Here is a 16,493-nt window from a genome sequence, read left to right as displayed (position 1 = left end):
CACGGGCGCGACCGGTCCCAAGGGCGACACCGGCCTGCAGGGCATCCCCGGCGCGACCGGTCCCAAGGGCGACACCGGCCTGCAGGGCATCCCCGGCGCGACCGGTCCCAAGGGCGACACCGGCCTGCAGGGCATCCCCGGCGCCACAGGCGCGACGGGTTCCCCCGGCACTCCCGGCACTCCCGGCGCCACAGGCGCGACGGGTTCCCCCGGCACCCCCGGCACCCCCGGTGCCACGGGTGCGACTGGAGCCACCGGCCCAAGCCTCACCGGGTATGAACGCGTTAATACTGAGGGGACTTTTGTTGAACCCAATGGATCTGTAGAGCTGACCGCCCAATGCCCCGACGGGAAGGTGGCTACCGGCGGCGGCTATTGGCAAGCCGGGGCCTCGGAAGTTTACGTCTCCGAAAGCTTCTCCACGGATGATGGCACTGGTTGGCATGTCCGGTTCTGGAACACCTCTCCAAACTTTGCAGTGGCCGCTCAGGCCTACGTCACGTGCTACAACGCCTCGTGACGAGAACGGATCAGTTGCCTCACCGGAGATGCGCCACACAGATGTAGCCGGGTGAAGCCTCGGCGCACGGGATGTCGGCGGGGAAGCTTCATCCACGTGGTCAGCACTGCTCCACGAGCGTCGGTACGGCCTCGGCGAGCGCGACGGCGACGCAGTACTCCACGTGGCCCGCGCAGCGTAGGTCGAGCCCGGGCTGCGCGTTGGCCTACGCTGCACTGGCGGCAGGGAAGGGGGGCCGGAGTCAACGTGACTCTGGCAAACCCTTGCGAGAGCTCGGAACCAACGAGTCGCGGCCGACCGCCAGCTCTGGGACGTACTTGTAGAGCGTCGTACGGGAGACGCCCAGCAGCTTGGCGATGGACGTGATGGTGTTGTCCGGATCCGTCAGCAGCCCGCGGGCGTGGCGGATCTGTTCCTCCGTCATGGCGGGTGGCCGGCCGATCCGTTCACCGCGGGCGCGAGCGGCCGCCAGGCCCTCATGGGTGCCCTGCACGATGAGTTCGCGGATGAACTCCGCGAGCGCGGCGAAGACGTGGAAGACCAGACGGCCGCCGGGCGTGGTGGTGTCGAGGGATTCGTGCAGCGACTGGAAGCCGATGCCGCGCTTGCGGAGGCCAGCGACGATTGCGATCAGGTCCTGGATCGAGCGGCCCAGGCGGTCCAGGGAGGGCACGACGAGGGTGTCGCCGGGGCGGAGGTAGTCGAGGCACTTCCACAGCTCCTCGCGTTCCGCGTTCTTGCCGGACTTCTTGTCGGTGAACACCCGCACGCAGCCGGCCGCTTCCAGGGCGGCGATCTGTCGGTCGAGCAGCTGCCCCTGCGTGGACACCCGCCCGTACCCGACCCGGGCTCCGGACGCATTCGCGGGGAAGGTCTCCATCGGGCTGTCGGCGTCAGCCCATTCTGCGGTCGTCGTCATGCACGGCAGCGTACAGAAAAGGGCCTCAGCGAGTTCTTGAACACGCTGAATTGATGAACACCCTTCTTGAACACGGGGAGTCGATTCTCCGGCCCGAGCTGCCCCCGCAAGGGACCATGTCCAACAACCGATCGGTTCATGGACACGGGCGGCGGGCCTGCGCCACGCACGGCCAGGGCGGGGACGAGGGCGGTCTAGGCGCCCGCCGGGACGGGAACAGGGCCCCAGTCAAACGAGGTCCCTCTGAACGTTGCGCCGTCGAAGTCGACTGTGCCGCCGGTGAGCGTCGCGCCGTGGAAGTCGACTGTGCCGCCGCTGAACGTCGCGTGGCCGAAGGACACCGTGCCGCCGCTGAACCTCGCGGCGACGAAGTCGACTGTGCCGCCGCTGAATGTCGCGTGGCCGAAGTCGACTGTGCCGCTGAATGTCGCGTGGCCGAAGGACACCGTGCCGCCGCTGAACGTCGCGCCGAGGAAGGCGACTGTGCCGCCGCTGAACGTCGCGCCGAGGAAGGCGACTGTGCCGCCGCTGAACGTCGCGCCGTGGAAGTCGACTGTGCCGCCGCTGAACGTCGCGCTGGTGAAGTCGACTGTGCCGCCGGTGAACGTCGCGTGGAGGAAGTCGACCGTGCCGCCGCCGAACTCCGCGCCGCCGAAGTCGAGCCTGCCGCCGCTGAACGTCGCGCTGGTGAAGTCGACTGTGCCGCCGGTGAACGTCGCGCTGGTGAAGTCGACCGTGCCGCCGCCGAATGTCGCGTGGCCGAAGTCGACCGTGCCGCCGCTGAACGTCGCGCCGACGAAGTCGACCGTGCCTCGAAAGTGGCTGGTTGAGAAGCTGCCGCCGTCGAAGGCGGCCCCGGTGAAGTCGAAGTTGTACTCGCACCAGGCAGTGGCTGCGTCCGGTTCCTGTAGGTGGTCTCGGATGACGCGGATGATGGTCTGCCGGACTTCCCGCTCACCGGCCTTGTGTTCGGGGGCTGTCTGGTCGGGTTCGTAGGGGATGCGGAGGTAGGCGCACAGGACGTCGATGCAGACCTGGCGTTGTTCTGCCCAGTCGTCGGCGAGGCGGGCGAGGGCGTAGACGCCGGCGAGGCGGACGGCGGCTTGGTCGTGGCCGAGTTGTTCGGCGGCGGTGGTGTAGCGGTCGGCGAGCTGGCTTGCGTCGGCGCGGTGCGCGTCGCCCTCGGCGAGGAGCTGTTTGCGGTAGGCGTACAGACCGGCGAGGACGGCACCGATCAGGGTCAGGGCGGTGACGGTGGCTTTGAGGACGTCATTGATGTCGACCGGCTTGGCCGGTGTCTGGCCTTGAGCGGCCTGCGCGAAGTGGTCGTAGGCGTAGTGGTAGATGACCCAGCCGAGGGCACCGGCGGCTATCAGCGCCACGGGTGCCACGATCCAGACGGGCCAGAGGTTCGGTGTGTACCGGCCCCGGGGGGCCTCGCGCTTGCGCCGGAGTGAGACAGCCACGTCAGGAGCATGGAGCCCGCCCGCCGTCCGGGACAGCGACTTGACGAAAGATGCCGGGGGCTCGCTAGGCGGCGCGACTTGGCTGGGCCCGATGAGGCTGGCGCAGGAGGGCGACATCGTCAGGAGCTGGCGGGCGGGATGTCACGCATCTGCCAGTGACCTCGCGCTCGCACAGGAGCGTCAATGCCGTGGTGCGTCACGTGCCTCGTGTGCGCGCTGTAAGCGTCGTCGATCATGGACGATGGGCGGGTGACCCTCGCCTCCGCACTCTTCGTCACCGTCCCCGTTGGGCCGGGCATGGAACTTCCCGACCAGGCCGCACCTGGTCTTGAGGACCTGGTTGCTCAAGTCGCCGATGGTGCGTGTGCCCTTGCGGATGCGGCCGAACCCGGTGCGTGGAACCTCGCCAGCGCCTCCGATGCGGTGGAGGCAATCGACACCATCGTCACTGCCCTTTCCGCCATTGATCCGGAGGTCGCCCGCCTCCTGGCGGCGATTCCCGCCGCCACCAAGGCGGTGCTGCATCATCTCGGTGAAGACAGGGCCGATGCCCCCGCACTGCCAGCGCCGGTGCCGACGGCAGGGACGCCGAGGCCAGGGCGGCGAAGCCTGGGACACGGGGTACCTCAGGCCAGGAGCTGAGTCGTTCGTGTGTCGCCGGCGTAGCCCGGCGACACACGAAGACGGGGCCAGCCAGATCAGCCGCGCAGGAACCAGGTGAGCATCTCTGTGCCGAGATGCTCACCGAAGGTGCGGCAGATGCCGCCGGTCAGCCCCAGGAAGGCGGCGCCGAAGACGGTGGTCAGGGCTCTGTGCCGGGAAGTGATGGCACGGAGGGCCGTCCACAAGGACTTCCAGCGGGGCGTGTGGCTCGACGGCAGGTCTGACTGCCCCGTAGCCTCGGTGTCGGAACGGATGGTTCTTCTCCAATCGGTGAAGTGCTCAGGTACTTCAGGACCAGGTGCAAGACCCGTCGGACTGCTGTGCGGCCCCCCGTTGGCGCGGGGGGCCGCAGTCGTTTCACCTCCAGGTACGTCGACCGACTCGGACTGCTGTACGCCGAGAGCCCGTTGGCGCGGTGCTCCATCAGAAAAGCCGTGATTTCCGCTCCCCTGACAGGGCTGCTCTCGTCGCATGAAGAGCATATGGAACGGCACTGACAACTATTTTTGTGAAAAGATGTCGCGAGACATCAAAGACAGTAAGCAGCAGAGGAATTGGCATATGCCAGCTCGCCCCCGCGTTCCCGACCCTGAGGAAGGGCCGCTCCAGGCCTTCGCATTCGACCTTCGTCACCTCGGCGAGGGCCAGGTCACCGTCGGTTGGATCGCGGGGCACCGGGAGACGCTCGTCTCCCGGGCCGCCCTCTACGCGGCGCTCTCCGGGACGCGTGTGCCCCAGGGCGTCACCGTCGGCACCTTGCTGCGGTGGTGGGCGGGAAGCCCGGATGCCGAGCTTCCTGTTGATGGCGATTCCAGCGACCCGGCCTGGGGCTGGATTGACCGTCTTCCCCTTGAGCACGAGGGGCGCGCGCTCGGAGCGCAGTGGAAGAAGCGCTTTCGGGAGCTAGGCGGGCGCCGAGGCGTCCTCCCTCGGCCGAAGGCACCGCGCGTTCATATCGATGTCCCGGAAGAGCAAGTTCAGTTCGTCGATGAACTGAAGAAGGCAATCGACAAGACCGGTCTCCTCGACGAGCTGTGGCTGGTGTTCAAGTCGAAGACCCTGCGGATCGAGAGGTACCTCGATGGCGAGACGATCCCGACCGACGAGGCGTGTGAATGGATCGCTCGGACGTGCAGTGAACTCGTGCCTGACGACGCGCGGGATGTGATTGCCATGGCGGATCGGCTCATGGCGGCTGCCGCACACGCCCGTGCAGCTCGTGCCCGGGATCGGCGTATTGCCCGCCAGGTCGCCCCGCGTCGCGGATCACCAGGGGGAGCGCCCCCAAAGGGCCGTGTGTCGTCTTGAGATGGGCGGTGAGGTCGACCGTCGGACGGCACGACCGGGCTGCGGGCCTTGTGGAACTTGCCTCGCATGTTCATCTCGGACTCTGGTACCGGTGCGGGCAGCCGACCTGTCGGTACGCGCCAGGTGGCAAGTGTCCAATCTCATATCTAAGCGGATATCGTTAAAGCAACTGATTTCGCTAGCGGAAAAGAAAGCACCCGGTGGCTGCTGAGGGCTTCCGCCGGCCCTCAGCCCTCGCTCGGTGGAACCGTTCACGGGTGAAGAGGAGGCGGCTCGCGCCGCGAGGGATCCAGGAGTTTCCCCATCTCGCGATTGAGTTCGTAGCGCAGGGGTCTGACTTCTGAACGCCAGACCTCATCACGTTCCGCTGCCGTCATTCCACCAGAGGTGAGATCTTCGCATTTAAGACGTATGAGGTGGCTGAGACGCTGAGCCTCGCCCCTTAGCAGCACCCCTATGGCGTGATCGAGATCGTGTACCTCTCCGAACGCTGCCCGGAACTCAGCCTCCTCGTCCACGCCGCTTGCTACGAGGTTGCTGAACTTGTTCAGCGCCTTCTGGAAGAGCCGGTACGTCTCTGCGAGATCGCTCCTGCGCGACTCTTCGAGCTGGTGGTACCTCTCTCGGCGGGCCTTGACCAACTCGTGTCGGTGACGTACCTCTGCAAGGTCGAGGGCGCTCTGATGAGCTGCCTCCGCCACGGCCAAGGCTGTCCGATGGCTTGCTTCGGACTGAGCCAACGCTGTCCGATGGCTCGCCTCCATCTGCTCCAGCGTGGTGCGTTTCTGCCATCTGGCGACAACCAAAGTCACAGGAATACTCGCGAGGGCGCAGAGTGCCGCAATGCCTGAGAGATCCACAGCTAACGATGATGTCGCACCCTGACGCTTCCCAAGAGGCGTACAGCGAAGGCGGATGGGTGCCTACTGAGCCGCCCCGTTCCTCGCGTGAGAGCGGCCCGGTAGGCAGACCCGGGCCACTCTGACGGGGTGCGGCTCAGGACGCTTCCGTGCGGTCCCGGGAGGATTCCTCGAGTTCCTTCGGGAGCTTCCCGGTACGCCGCAGGTGCTGGGCGTAGTGGGCGATCGCTGCGTCGGCGACCTGCTGCGGGCCCATACCTGTGGCCTCGCCGATCGAGGTCACGAGCTGGTCGGTCTCCAGCAGGACGCGCACGTTCATCATGACGCGGACGGGGCCGGCGGGGCGGCCGCGCTTGCGGGGCGGAAGTCCAAGTTGCTTGCGGCTGGTAGGAATTCCGCTAGCAGAATTGCGACGGTTCCCGCTCGCCGCTTTGACGACCTCGTCGCCGACTACGACGTCGTCGTCGTCCGCGGGCAGGTCCGGGATTTCATCATCGGCGGTACGGCCGGGAGGGCGTGGACTCACGGGGCCGGGATCTCCTTCAGGAACGTCTGGGTGAGCAGTTCGTACGTGGCGCGTACTTCGGAGGCCTTGTCTCCGCGGGCCTCGGTGATGGGCAGGCCGTCGTTGTCGACCTCGGCCAGCGCGGTGCGCAGCCGGACCGTCGGCTCCCACACCAGCGGGCCGAAGATCCGGCGCACCGAGTCGCGCTGCTCTCGCTGGACCAGGGTGTCGTTGAACGCGTTGACGACAACGCCGCGCAGCGCCAGTTCGGGGTTGGCCAGGTCCTTGGGCACGCGCTCCGCGATGAAGGAGCGCACACGCTTGGCTGCTTCGATGGCGTAGAAGTCGGCCTCGGTCACGATGATCGCGTCGTGGGCGGCTGCGAAGGCGAGTTGGGTGAGATGGAACATGCTCGGAGGGCAGTCGATGAGCGTGTAGTCCACGTGGTCGTCGACGCCGTCCAGGGCCTTGTCGAGGCGGCGCCAGGCCCCGGAGATGCCGGCCTCGCTCACCCGGTTCTCCAGGGTGAGCTTGGCGGGTGCGAGGCTGATCCGGCTCGCGTAGCTGCTCGTCCAGCCGATGGGCTGTAGTACGCCCTTGGCCGCGCCGTCGCGGTCGGCCTTGATGGCCTGACTGATGGTCGGCTGGTCCTCGTTCGGCTTGTACTTCCATCCGAGCATGGAAGAGGCGTTGCCCTGCGGGTCCATGTCGACCACGAGCACCCGCTTCCCCGCCTTGGCGAGGCCCTCGGCGAGACGGACCGTGGTCGTCGTCTTGCCGGTGCCTCCCTTGTTGTTGACCATTGCGACCCGTCGGGCCATCGCTTCCTCCATCCCCGCCCGCCCGGTTCTCAGCAGGCCAGCTCGTTAGTGTGCTCAGCATGTCAGCAGGCCAGACACGGTCCCGCGGCGGACGCCGCCTCGCGTGTCAGCGAGCGTTCCGGTCATCATCCCGGCTCGCGTGATCCTTAGCAGACAAGATTGCCAAGTTGACGGCGTTGCCGACAACTACACAGAGAGCTTTTCTGCTAGCGAAAAAGCAAGCGATTCGCTGACTCGAGGCGTGTGTCAGTGAAATGCTGTCGTCCATGCCGATCGACTACGACCAGGAGCTCACCGGGGCCGACCTGCTCGCCGCGGCCGCCGCCGAGGTGACGTCCTGGCCGTCCGTCTCCGCTGCCCGCGGCCGCCAGGTGAAGTGGGTGGCCGGCGAGTACACGCGTGCCCTGGCCCACGCCGAGCACCCGCTCGGAGACGAGGCCGCCGTTGACGCGGTCTTCACCCGTGAACCGGTCGACGCGTACCTGCGCCTGGCCCGCACCGGTCAGCTGCGGGTACGCCGTGCCGCCGCTCCGTCCCAGGGCTCCGACAAGTCCGAGCAGATCCGCCTCGAGGTTCTCCGCCTGTTGGTCACGGCGTGCGGCGCCGAGGACTTCGCCGATCTGCCGCCGCAGCCCGATCCGCCGAGCAGGCGGCCCGTCGCCGCGCGGACCCGCTCGCTGCTCAGGGCACAGCTCACCGAGCTCGCCGACTCCCCGGACGCGACCACCAGCCAGCTGCGGATGCTCGCCATCGGCGCCACGGTCTCCGACACCGGCATCCGGGCGGGCGAGATGTGCGCCCTCGAGATCGAGGACCTCTCGCCGACCCTGGAAGAACTGCGCGTGGCGCGCCGGCCCCAGGGCTGGAGCGAGGCGGAGTCGTTCACTGAACTGCTCGCCCTGTCCGGCCTGTCGAGGGCGGCGATCAAGCGGTGGCTGCCCGAGCGTCAGCGGCTGCTGACCCGGGTCGGCGGCACCGCGACCGCGCTGTGGGTCTCCCTGCACGGCAACCACCACGACGGCCAGGCCGTGCCCGCCGGGACGCCCCTCATGCCCCGGGGCCTGGCCCGCGCCTGGACCCGGGCGGTCACCGACACGAACATCGAGATGGCCGGGCAGCCGTCCTGGGAGCCGCTGCCCACGCGCATGGAGCAGCTGCGCCGGGGCGTGAAGCCCCAGGCGACGTGGGCGCCGAGGCAGCCGGACGCCGAGAAGGCCGCCGCGCTCCTGGACGACGTCGCCGACCGCGGTCGCGCCCTTGCCCAGCTGCGCCGGACGGGCGAGGAGAACTCCACCGCCGAACTGCAGGCCCGTATCGCCGTGCGCCAGGCCGTACGCGACGCGTGGGCGGAGGGCGTCGAGCACGCTGTCCAGCTCTCCGTTCTCACCGACGCGGGCCTGGGGAGCGACGCCGACCTCGCGGCCGCCGGATGGGAGCCGGTACTGCTCGCCGCGATCGACCGGGGCCAGGGCTGGGGCCGAGCATCGAAGACCGCGGCCGTACGGCCGTGAGGATAACTAGCGAATCCGCGAGTTTTTCTGCTAGCGACAAAAGACGCGGTAGCGATAGCTGTTAGAGCGAGCTGAGTGCGAATTTCTGGGCGAGCGGGCCCCGGTGTCCTACCTCTGACCCACGGTGCAAAGTAGCCGTCGGCCCTCTGCCCGCCCCCGGAGCCGTCAGTCCGAGGGCTGCCAGGCCGTCGTCTTGAAGACGTAGAAGGGGCGGTGGAAGGCTTCCCCGCTGTCGTCGTACCGCTTCCAGTTCGCCTCAGTGACTTCGACACGGGCGACGTTGCCGAGTTCCGTCTCGAAGCAGATGGTCATGCCCTGCCTGATCGGCTTCTGCTCATAGACCGCGCCCCAGTCTTCGAGGGTCTGCAAGCCGCCGGTCTGCGAGGCTTCCATGCACTGCTGCGCATCGGGGTGCTGAATGTCGGAGAAGCCCGCGGACCGGGCGTTGATGTACTGCCCGAAGTCGACGTAGCAGGCTTTGAGATTGATCTCGGCCTCGTCGTCTCCGCGGTCATCCGCGCTCCACGCCCGGCCCTTGTCGAAGTCGACGAACGTGTCGTAGCAGTTGTTGGGGTAGGCCAGCCCCACCTTGAGGTTCCGGTCCTTGTACAGCGTGGTGAAGCCGCTCTCATCGGCCTTGGGGGAGCCACCCCCTTGGGGAGAGCGTGTTGTGGCCTCTGCCGATGCCCGTCCACCGCCTCCGCCGCCGGCCGCCCCTCCCCCTTCCTCATGAACATTCCTGTCCCCTGCGCACTGCGAGGAACCACTGCAGTTCAGTTCGGTTGACGTGCCGCAACCCGTCAGAGCGAGAACGGCGCTGACCGCGAGAACGGTGACGCCCGACCGCCGGATGGGGGTCACGGGGACTTCTCGATGTTGACGTTGTCGCGCTGCGCGCACTGGGCGGAGTCTCGGCAGTTGTTCTGCGAGCCGCCGCCCGACTTAGCGAGAAGCACCCCGGCAAGTCCGATGAGGGCGCACACGATGGGCACGACAATCGCAATCAGCTGATTCCTCGACAGGCGGCTCGCCACGGCGCGGCACTCCTTGCTCGGGAGAAGAATGGGGCACACACCTTAACGCCCTTGCGCTGTATGCCAGTTCGAGTTCGGAACCCCGAACACCATGCCGCTCGGAGAACGTCGCCTGTCCGGCGGCCAGACGATCCGCTCACCCCGGAGGAAGTCGACCTCCGCCAGCCTCCGTGCCATGTGCCAGGGCTTGGTGCTGCCGGGGCGACTGTCGTCGGGCTGCACCAGCTCATGGCGTAGCCGCCGGGACTGCAGGACGACGTTGGCCAGCACGGGGCCGGGCCATACGAGCCCGGCCCGCGGGCTCAGATCAGGACGCAGCGGCACTCGCGGCACTCGCACGGTTATGCGGCGAGGCGGGCCAGCGCGTTGGTGAAGGCCCGCCGGGCTGCGAGGTGGTGGCGCATCCGGTGCCACCAGTAGGTGAAGAACAGGTCCTGGACCGGTTCGGTCAGGGCGAGCAGCAGCTCCAGCTTCGTGTCTTCCGCTCGTTCCGACAGCATCAGCATCCGCGCGTTGCCCGCGTACGCGGTGGCGATGTTCCGCAGGCTGCTGAGCGGCCAGCCGGCGGCGAACGTTTCCACGTGGTCGACCATCCACCGGGTGGCGTCGTCGATCTGCTGCAGCCACCGCTGCCGCTCGGCGGCGAGCCGCTCACGTACGACCGGCGAGCACGCGGGGTCGCCTTCCGGGGGTATCTGCACGCCCTGGAGGCGGCTGCAGGCCGAGAGGACCGTCAGCAGGCTTGAGTTGAACGTGTCGCGGCTGGAGTGAGCCTGCTGGATGCGCTGCTTGCGGGCGTCCAGTCGCGGGGTGACCAGGAGACCGGTCGCGACGGTCGTGACCACGGCGGTGACAGTGGCCACGAGGAGAGTCCACAGAGTGCTGGGCATGGCGAACATGCTCCCGCAGAGCCGCGTCCTCAACTTCGCTCTGTCCTGGCCCTGTTCTCCCGAAGCTACGGCGAAGTGATCCTCGACCGCTGTCGGGACCTCGGCGGCCCCCCGGGGACCGCCGAGGTCCCGGCACAGCGCACGACGCGCCGTCCGGAATCGATCCGGGCGGCGCGTCACAACAGGGCGAACGTTGCTTGATAGGGCAATACAACTAGGCCCGGAGGTACCCCCAGGTAGTCGCGCCCACAATGCCGTCGGCGCGAATCTTCTCCGCAGTTTGGAAGCGTTTCACGGCGGCCTCCGTGGCGGCTCCGAAGTAGCCGTCTACGCCGGTGGAGCCCACCGAGTAGCCGTGGTAGATCAGCAGCGCCTGGAGCTCCTTCACCTTCGCGCCGGAGTCGCCGCGATCCGTGTAGGCGTTGCTGAGGTCGTAGCCGCAGTAGATTCCCGTGTCGACGGTTCCCCGGCAGTTCACCGCCACAGCGGTCGCCGCTTGAGCGGTGGCGGGTGTGGCCAGCGCGGCACTGGCGGAGCCGACCGGGAGCAGAGCCGCGGCCAGTACAGCGGACGCGAGCGAAAGTCTCATGCTCTGACGCAATCTGAGAGCCCTTCGAACGGGGGCGGGACAGCCCGCCCGGATCGGTTGAGAGCGAACGTATCCATGCACCGGCCGTCAGAGCAGAGCGCACTACGGCGCGCTGGGGGAGCATGCGAAGCCCGGTCACGAGCATCCGGCGCGAGGGCTGAGCGTAAAGGCCCGACGACCGTGGCCCATACCCCTTTGGACCTGGACTCACCCACGCGGGTGCCACGAAGCCTGTCCCCGGTGAAGCCTCCGTACGCACCTGGATGTACGCCCACACCGAGCACTGCGGCCCCTAGGACTGCTCTCCGACGGGCGTTCAGATGACCGCGCCCAACCGGATCTTGCCGTCAATTCCCGATCGGATGTCACACGGCGAGGTTCTCCGTGCACTAAGCCATAGCCCATCGCCGACCGGCGGGTGTGTGCCTCGGGTATCAGGCACAGAAGGAGGGGTGCATGGAAGTCTTGGCGAGCGTCAGCGTATGCGTCGTGGCATACGCCGCCCGATGCTTGACCGTATGGGTCCGGGCCCGGCGAGCTGCGGATGCCGCAGTCTCCCAGCACCGTGCCGGCGCGCGGATGGTACGAGGGCTGCCAAGCGGCAGCCGGGTGCGTATGCGCTCTGCTGCCGGAGATGAGGTCACGATCGAAGTAGGCGAGCAAGTCCCCCAGAAGGATCGGGAGCTTCATGGTGGATGAAACTTCCCGGCCCCCCAGTACCCGCACAACACAGGTCAGACCGGATCCTCGGCCGCAGACGTTCGCCGATGTGTACCGGACAGAAATGCCCCTGCTTGCCCGCTTCATCATGAAGCATGGGGCGAGCCCTCAGGAAGCCGCCGACGCCGCCCAGGAAGCCTTTGTACAGGCGTATCAGAAGTGGGACAACATCAAGTACCCCCTGCGCTGGCTGCGCACGGTGGCGGCCCGTGCCTACTTCCGGACGAAGCTGAAAGTGCGCGAAGACCTGCCTGGTGAGGTTCCTGAGCCCCGGGCTGAGTCGCAGGTGCCTACGAACATTGAGTTGAGCGACCAAGAGCGCGAGGTCTACGCAGTGATCGCCAGTTTGCCGCCCAGGCAACAGCAGGTCATGGCGTGGTTCTACGACAACTACGAAGTGTGGGAGATCGCCGAGGAATTGAAGATCACGGAGGATGCGGTACGTCAGAATCTCTGCCGCGCACGGGCCACCCTTAGGGCCCACCGTGACCAGCGAGGAGGTGTCCAGTGAGCGAGAACTACGACAACTACATCGCCGACCGCGACCCTGAGCTGGACCCGTGGCTGGAGGCCAGGGACGCATCGGTACTGAGCGCCCTCAAGCGGGGCATGGACCTCTCCCGAGGGCTCTCCGAGATCATCGGGCAGGACGGTGTTGCCGCCGCAGAATCCCGGCGGAGGCGGACACCCCAACAGGAGACTGCACCCCGAGATGCCCACACACCCGATCCGACGGCCGTGCGCCCTGAAGGGAACGGATGGCTCCAAGGAACGGTCAAGTGGTACAACGCCGACAAGGGCTACGGCTTCATTGCTGTAGACGGCGGAGCAGATGTGTTCGTCCACTACTCGTCCGTCAGCCAAGCTGCGGGCACCCTCGTGGAAGGCGAGCGCGTGTGGTTCCGCCTCAACGCCAAGAAGATCGGCGCCGGTAAGCCGGCGGAAGCTATCGAAGTCGTCAGGGCCTGACAGCACGGACCCGCAATCAGGCCAGCACGTGGAGCGGCCGGTTCCAACCTGGAGCCGGCCGCTCAACTCTGCGATTCACAGGCTCTCAGTCCTGCACGGAGTCCGGCCTCGGGAACATCGGTACAGCGGTTGGCGCTGAGAACGATCATGGTCAGGGCGCGAGTGCGCTGACCCGGTTCTTGTACTCGCGGCGAGCTGCATGCTGCGCGCGGCGCGGTCCGGCCGGTCACTCATCGGCAGGACCGCGCCTGTGGGTGTCAGGCGAGCACAGCGTGCAGTGTGCTGACCGCGGCGGCCGCGGCGCCGAGGGCCGGGAGCGGTCCGCCCACCATGAAGGCGATCGCGCCCGCCACCACGGCCGCAGTCAGGATGATGCCCCACCGCAGGGGGAGCGGTTCGGGGGACGAGGGGGTGTTGTCAGGAGTGTTCTGTCGTAGTCTGGTCAAAGAGCAGATCCAATCGTGAGTCAGTTTCTGACGGCCCCGGCGGCATCCGGGGCCGTTCGCCATTTCTGGGACGAACGGCAGGCCGTCGAGCCCGGCTTGTCCGGGCCCTCTACTCCATTCTCGCGGGTGCTGAAGGGGTGTCAGAGGGACTCCGAGAACGTTTTGATCCGTCCCTTAGTTACTTATTAGATATACAAGTAGTAATCCTTAAGGTCGGATCAAAGCGTTGAGAGCAAAACGTTGTGGGGGGCGGGGACTTGGCTGGGGAGCTGGAATCAGTCGAGCGGCGGCAGCGGCGGCTGAAGCAGTTGATGCACACGAACGAGGTCGTGAAGGCCAACGCTGCGCTGCAGGAGGTGTGGGAGTCCAAGTTCAAGCCGCAGCACATCCTGGTGCGCAGACAGCTGGTGGCGACGGGCGACTCGGAGGCGCCGGCGCCTCCGTCCGCGGGTCTGCTCAGCCCGCGCGGGATCGCGCTGCGGTTCTACCTGATCGCGCTCTTCGAGGCGCAGTGCCGCCTGAGCTATGGCGCCCCGTGGGAGTCTCAGCGCCCATTGGAGGGCGAGCAGGGCTGGACGAACTTTGTGGCGGTGGACGGCGCTTACAGCTCGGCTACCGGAACGTACTTGCGGGAGACCAAGCAGGAGCGGGATGCGGCTGTCTGCCGGCTGCGTCAGGTCCAGGGGGCGCTGCGAACTCTGCGGGGCAGCAGCGATATTGACGCTGCCGAGGGGGAACTGGCCCTGGTGAGCCTGCCGCGCAAGGGAGGCCGGCGCGCTTTCGACTACGGAGCCTTCTCTCTGATGTTCGAGACCGGCCGGGGGCGGAAGCACGCGCCCAAGACCTACGAGGTGCCCCGGGCAGGTATTCCGGCTCCCAAGGACTTCTTCCTGAACGGGTGGGTGCAGGTGCTCACGCCTTCGGAGCTGGCGACGTGGTTCACCCTGCGGACTCTGCAGTACGACCATCCCGGACGGCACAGCGATTCGGGTGTGTACCTCTACGCGAACCGGCGAGAGGGCGAGTTCGGGCTCAGGCCCGATGCCTACCGGGATTCCTGCCGGATGCTGTGCAAGTTCGGTCTGATCCGCCCTGTGGAGCAGGACAGCATCGAAGCGTTCCTCGGGATCCGGTCGGTCGCCGACCGGTACGAGCCGCACCGCTTTCAGCTGACCGACGAGGGGCTCGCGGAGAGAGCGCCCGAGAAGGTGAGCAAGGAACTGGTCTTCTACCGCAACGAGCTGAGGAACCGGCCACGCAAGAAGCCGTGACCTCTCTCGCAACAGCCACCCCACCTGGTACCTAGCCCAATAGAGCCCCAGGAAGGGCCCTGTGCGCAGCGCAGAGCGCCGATCATGCGTTGCTGGCACCAGTTCACCCTGGACGCGAGAACGGCCCCCTGGCGGCCACACAGCCGCGCGAGGCCGTTCTCTTTTCCTGTCGCCGCACGAAGCGCGTCTCCAACTACGGCCCCGTGGGGCGCCAGTAGGCCCGGAGATCGACGATCACGTGCCAGGAGTCCCGTTCCACCCCGATCCCATGAAAGGCCGTCAGGCGGCCGCTCAGGGACGCGCCCGGCCTTGCCGTTCAAGTGCCGCGCGAAGCGCGTCCGTTCATGGGTGGGCTTTCACGTGAGGACTTGGGCCGGCCTCCACGGCGCGGGGCCCCGTCCAACCCTGGCCACGATGATGCGGTCAGTCCAGCACCGGCCTTGCCGTGGGACGGGGCCCCGCGCTCCATCTTCTGACCCCTAACAGGCCCTCGCGCCCGCGAAGCGGGCCTGTCGGTCGCTTCGCTGCTCAGTTCCCCTGCGGCCGCACTCCAATTGCGGCTCCGAACTGCGCTTTCAGCGTGAGGGGCTCGCCCTGCGAAGTGGCAGTGGGTCCAGTACCGGGAGTACTGGACCCACTGAGAGGGACGGCGCAAGGGCCTGTTAGGGGGTTGCGCTGGACGATCGGACGCCGCGGCCGCCGAGGCGGTGCCCACCGGCATGACAGTGCGCTCCAGCTTCGGGCCGGACGTCGGCCAGCTGCCGGACGACGAACCACGGCCGCCCTGGGCCACCGGCCCGAGCCTTCCCAGCCTTCCCCGAGCGAGAGACCTCTTCGGCGCCCGCGCCGCCGGACGCGGCGAAGCCGCTCACGCACCCGCACGCCCTACTACCGGTACTTAGCCCTACGGGCGTCACCAGCGGCTCGCGCCGCAAGGCGCTCATCGTCTTCTCCCAGTTTTCTCAACCACAGTCTTCTTAAAGAGACTGCAGGGTTCCCCGACAGTCGGGAAACCCGTCACTCGGGTCTGACCTGCGGAAACGCTTCGTTTAACCAGGTCGTCCCCGACTGCCGGAAAACCCGTCACTCGGGGACGACCTGCGGAAACGCTGCGACAGGGATCGCAGCCACAGCACCGACTGGGCTGGACGACGCCCCGGGCGGCCGGGCCTGTAGCCGCTGGCACCCGTTCCGCAACTCGTGGAGTTGCTGAACTCGCAGGCCGCCAGCCCCGTCACGCCGACGTCACGCGACGGTGATGCCCGGCGCCCCACGATGACTGGACAGGCAAGCGCACCGCTTTCACATGTAAGGAAGCGACCACAGTGACAAGCATCCGGCGTCGCATACCTCGCCTGGTCGGCGCATCCGGCGTGGCCGTGACGCTTGCACTCGGGGCAGGCATGGGGACCGCCGCGGCAGCACATCAGGCAGCACCAAACGCAAAGGCCGCACCTGCAGCGCCGTGCACCAAGCAAAACCCCTGCACCGGCGGTAACCAGGTCGGTGCTGTCATCGGCAAGGTCCCCGGCCAGATCTCGAACAAGAACGGTGACGTCGCCCCTAACCCGTGCGCCGGCCGCCCAGGCTGCGTCTACGGCGGTCCTGCCGTCGGCCCCAACTTGAACAAGAACAAGAACGGTGACGTCGCCCCTAACCCGTGCGCCGGCCGCCCAGGCTGCGTCTACGGCGGTCCTGCCGTCGGCCCCAACTTGAACAAGAACAAGAACGGTGACGTCGCCCCTAACCCGTGCGCCGGCCGCCCAGGCTGCGTCTACGGCGGTCCTGCCGTCGGCCCGAACTCGGGTGGCGTTAAGCAGGGGCCGCAGGTGGTCGGCAACGGGGGCCAGTGCGTCAGCATCTACCAAGACTGCGCCTTCGGACCCGCTAAGCAGCAGCCGCAGGTGTGAAGTTCCCCCTCTGAGCTGGACAGCCTGATACTGGGACGACAGGTCCCGGAGGAAGCAGTTCCAGGTAGTGAGCAAGAAGAGCAACACGAGC

The 16,493-nt window shown here is 67.3% G+C and carries 18 protein-coding genes; 7 read left to right on the top strand and 11 right to left on the bottom strand.

The genetic code is table 11. From position 1 onward, the window contains the following. The coding region (locus tag ACZ67T_RS41265) for a collagen-like triple helix repeat-containing protein (protein WP_469991566.1) at window positions 1–520 on the top strand (520 nt) is incomplete at its 5' end. A gap of 241 nt (window positions 521–761) precedes the next feature. On the opposite strand, the gene ACZ67T_RS41260 is transcribed toward ACZ67T_RS41265, so the two are convergent. Further along, window positions 762–1,439: a recombinase family protein gene (locus ACZ67T_RS41260; protein WP_469991564.1), complete on the bottom strand. Its 678-nt coding sequence runs from the start codon at window positions 1,437–1,439 to the stop codon at window positions 762–764. Window positions 1,440–1,633: 194 nt separating this feature from the next. Next, window positions 1,634–2,905, bottom strand: a complete 1,272-nt coding sequence (locus ACZ67T_RS41255; RefSeq protein ID WP_469991562.1) for a pentapeptide repeat-containing protein — start codon at window positions 2,903–2,905, stop codon at window positions 1,634–1,636. 249 nt (window positions 2,906–3,154) lie between these two features. Between ACZ67T_RS41255 and ACZ67T_RS41250 the strand changes: the two genes are divergently transcribed. Continuing rightward, entirely contained in the window at window positions 3,155–3,547 is a 393-nt protein-coding gene (locus tag ACZ67T_RS41250; protein ID WP_469991560.1) for a hypothetical protein, read from the top strand. A gap of 56 nt (window positions 3,548–3,603) precedes the next feature. Here the strand turns inward: ACZ67T_RS41250 and ACZ67T_RS41245 are convergent, their stop codons facing one another. Then, complete coding sequence (locus ACZ67T_RS41245) at window positions 3,604–3,753, bottom strand: hypothetical protein (RefSeq protein ID WP_469991558.1); 150 nt, start codon at window positions 3,751–3,753, stop codon at window positions 3,604–3,606. 286 nt (window positions 3,754–4,039) lie between these two features. On the opposite strand from ACZ67T_RS41245, the gene ACZ67T_RS41240 reads away from it, so the two are divergent. Further along, the gene (locus ACZ67T_RS41240) at window positions 4,040–4,876 is read left to right on the top strand and encodes a hypothetical protein (protein WP_469991556.1); all 837 of its coding nucleotides are present in this window, start codon (window positions 4,040–4,042) and stop codon (window positions 4,874–4,876) included. 251 nt (window positions 4,877–5,127) lie between these two features. Here ACZ67T_RS41240 and ACZ67T_RS41235 read toward each other — a convergent pair whose 3' ends face one another. From ACZ67T_RS41235 to ACZ67T_RS41225, 3 genes are all read right to left on the bottom strand, one after another. Continuing rightward, on the bottom strand, window positions 5,128–5,577 hold the full coding sequence (locus ACZ67T_RS41235) for a hypothetical protein (protein ID WP_469991554.1): 450 nt from the start codon (window positions 5,575–5,577) through the stop codon (window positions 5,128–5,130). Between the two features lie 295 nt (window positions 5,578–5,872). Further along, window positions 5,873–6,262: a hypothetical protein gene (locus ACZ67T_RS41230; protein WP_469991552.1), complete on the bottom strand. Its 390-nt coding sequence runs from the start codon at window positions 6,260–6,262 to the stop codon at window positions 5,873–5,875. After that, window positions 6,259–7,062 (bottom strand): ParA family protein, encoded by an 804-nt coding sequence (locus ACZ67T_RS41225; protein ID WP_469991550.1) that lies wholly within the window; start codon window positions 7,060–7,062, stop codon window positions 6,259–6,261. The genes ACZ67T_RS41230 and ACZ67T_RS41225 overlap by 4 nt, the downstream gene beginning before the upstream one ends. Before the next feature lie 266 nt (window positions 7,063–7,328). Between ACZ67T_RS41225 and ACZ67T_RS41220 the strand changes: the two genes are divergently transcribed. After that, the gene (locus ACZ67T_RS41220; RefSeq protein WP_469991548.1) at window positions 7,329–8,573 is read left to right on the top strand and encodes a hypothetical protein; all 1,245 of its coding nucleotides are present in this window, start codon (window positions 7,329–7,331) and stop codon (window positions 8,571–8,573) included. A 165-nt stretch (window positions 8,574–8,738) separates the two neighbouring features. On the opposite strand, the gene ACZ67T_RS41215 is transcribed toward ACZ67T_RS41220, so the two are convergent. The 4 genes from ACZ67T_RS41215 to ACZ67T_RS41200 all read right to left on the bottom strand — a co-directional run bounded on the left by ACZ67T_RS41215 (window position 8,739) and on the right by ACZ67T_RS41200 (window position 11,086). Further along, on the bottom strand, window positions 8,739–9,161 hold the full coding sequence (locus ACZ67T_RS41215) for a hypothetical protein (RefSeq protein ID WP_469991546.1): 423 nt from the start codon (window positions 9,159–9,161) through the stop codon (window positions 8,739–8,741). A 269-nt stretch (window positions 9,162–9,430) separates the two neighbouring features. Continuing rightward, window positions 9,431–9,607 carry a hypothetical protein gene (locus ACZ67T_RS41210; RefSeq protein WP_469991544.1) on the bottom strand — a complete coding sequence of 59 codons (177 nt, stop codon included), beginning with the start codon at window positions 9,605–9,607 and terminating at the stop codon, window positions 9,431–9,433. 341 nt (window positions 9,608–9,948) lie between these two features. Further along, entirely contained in the window at window positions 9,949–10,497 is a 549-nt protein-coding gene (locus ACZ67T_RS41205) for a hypothetical protein (RefSeq protein ID WP_469991543.1), read from the bottom strand. 214 nt (window positions 10,498–10,711) lie between these two features. Continuing rightward, the gene (locus ACZ67T_RS41200) at window positions 10,712–11,086 is read right to left on the bottom strand and encodes a peptidoglycan-binding domain-containing protein (RefSeq protein ID WP_469991541.1); all 375 of its coding nucleotides are present in this window, start codon (window positions 11,084–11,086) and stop codon (window positions 10,712–10,714) included. A gap of 688 nt (window positions 11,087–11,774) precedes the next feature. On the opposite strand from ACZ67T_RS41200, the gene ACZ67T_RS41195 reads away from it, so the two are divergent. Together ACZ67T_RS41195 and ACZ67T_RS41190 are read left to right on the top strand one after the other, a co-directional pair. Continuing rightward, on the top strand, window positions 11,775–12,317 hold the full coding sequence (locus tag ACZ67T_RS41195) for an RNA polymerase sigma factor (protein ID WP_469991539.1): 543 nt from the start codon (window positions 11,775–11,777) through the stop codon (window positions 12,315–12,317). Between the two features lie 227 nt (window positions 12,318–12,544). Next, the gene (locus ACZ67T_RS41190; protein WP_469991635.1) at window positions 12,545–12,775 is read left to right on the top strand and encodes a cold-shock protein; all 231 of its coding nucleotides are present in this window, start codon (window positions 12,545–12,547) and stop codon (window positions 12,773–12,775) included. A 257-nt stretch (window positions 12,776–13,032) separates the two neighbouring features. Here the strand turns inward: ACZ67T_RS41190 and ACZ67T_RS41185 are convergent, their stop codons facing one another. Then, on the bottom strand, window positions 13,033–13,221 hold the full coding sequence (locus tag ACZ67T_RS41185; protein WP_469991537.1) for a hypothetical protein: 189 nt from the start codon (window positions 13,219–13,221) through the stop codon (window positions 13,033–13,035). Window positions 13,222–13,532: 311 nt separating this feature from the next. On the opposite strand from ACZ67T_RS41185, the gene ACZ67T_RS41180 reads away from it, so the two are divergent. Next, window positions 13,533–14,492 carry a hypothetical protein gene (locus tag ACZ67T_RS41180; RefSeq protein WP_469991535.1) on the top strand — a complete coding sequence of 320 codons (960 nt, stop codon included), beginning with the start codon at window positions 13,533–13,535 and terminating at the stop codon, window positions 14,490–14,492. Window positions 14,493–16,493: the final 2,001 nt, after the last annotated feature.

The organism is Streptomyces sp. NPDC107517 (assembly GCF_055582645.1).
This window is presented reverse-complemented; position numbering and strand designations above follow the sequence as displayed.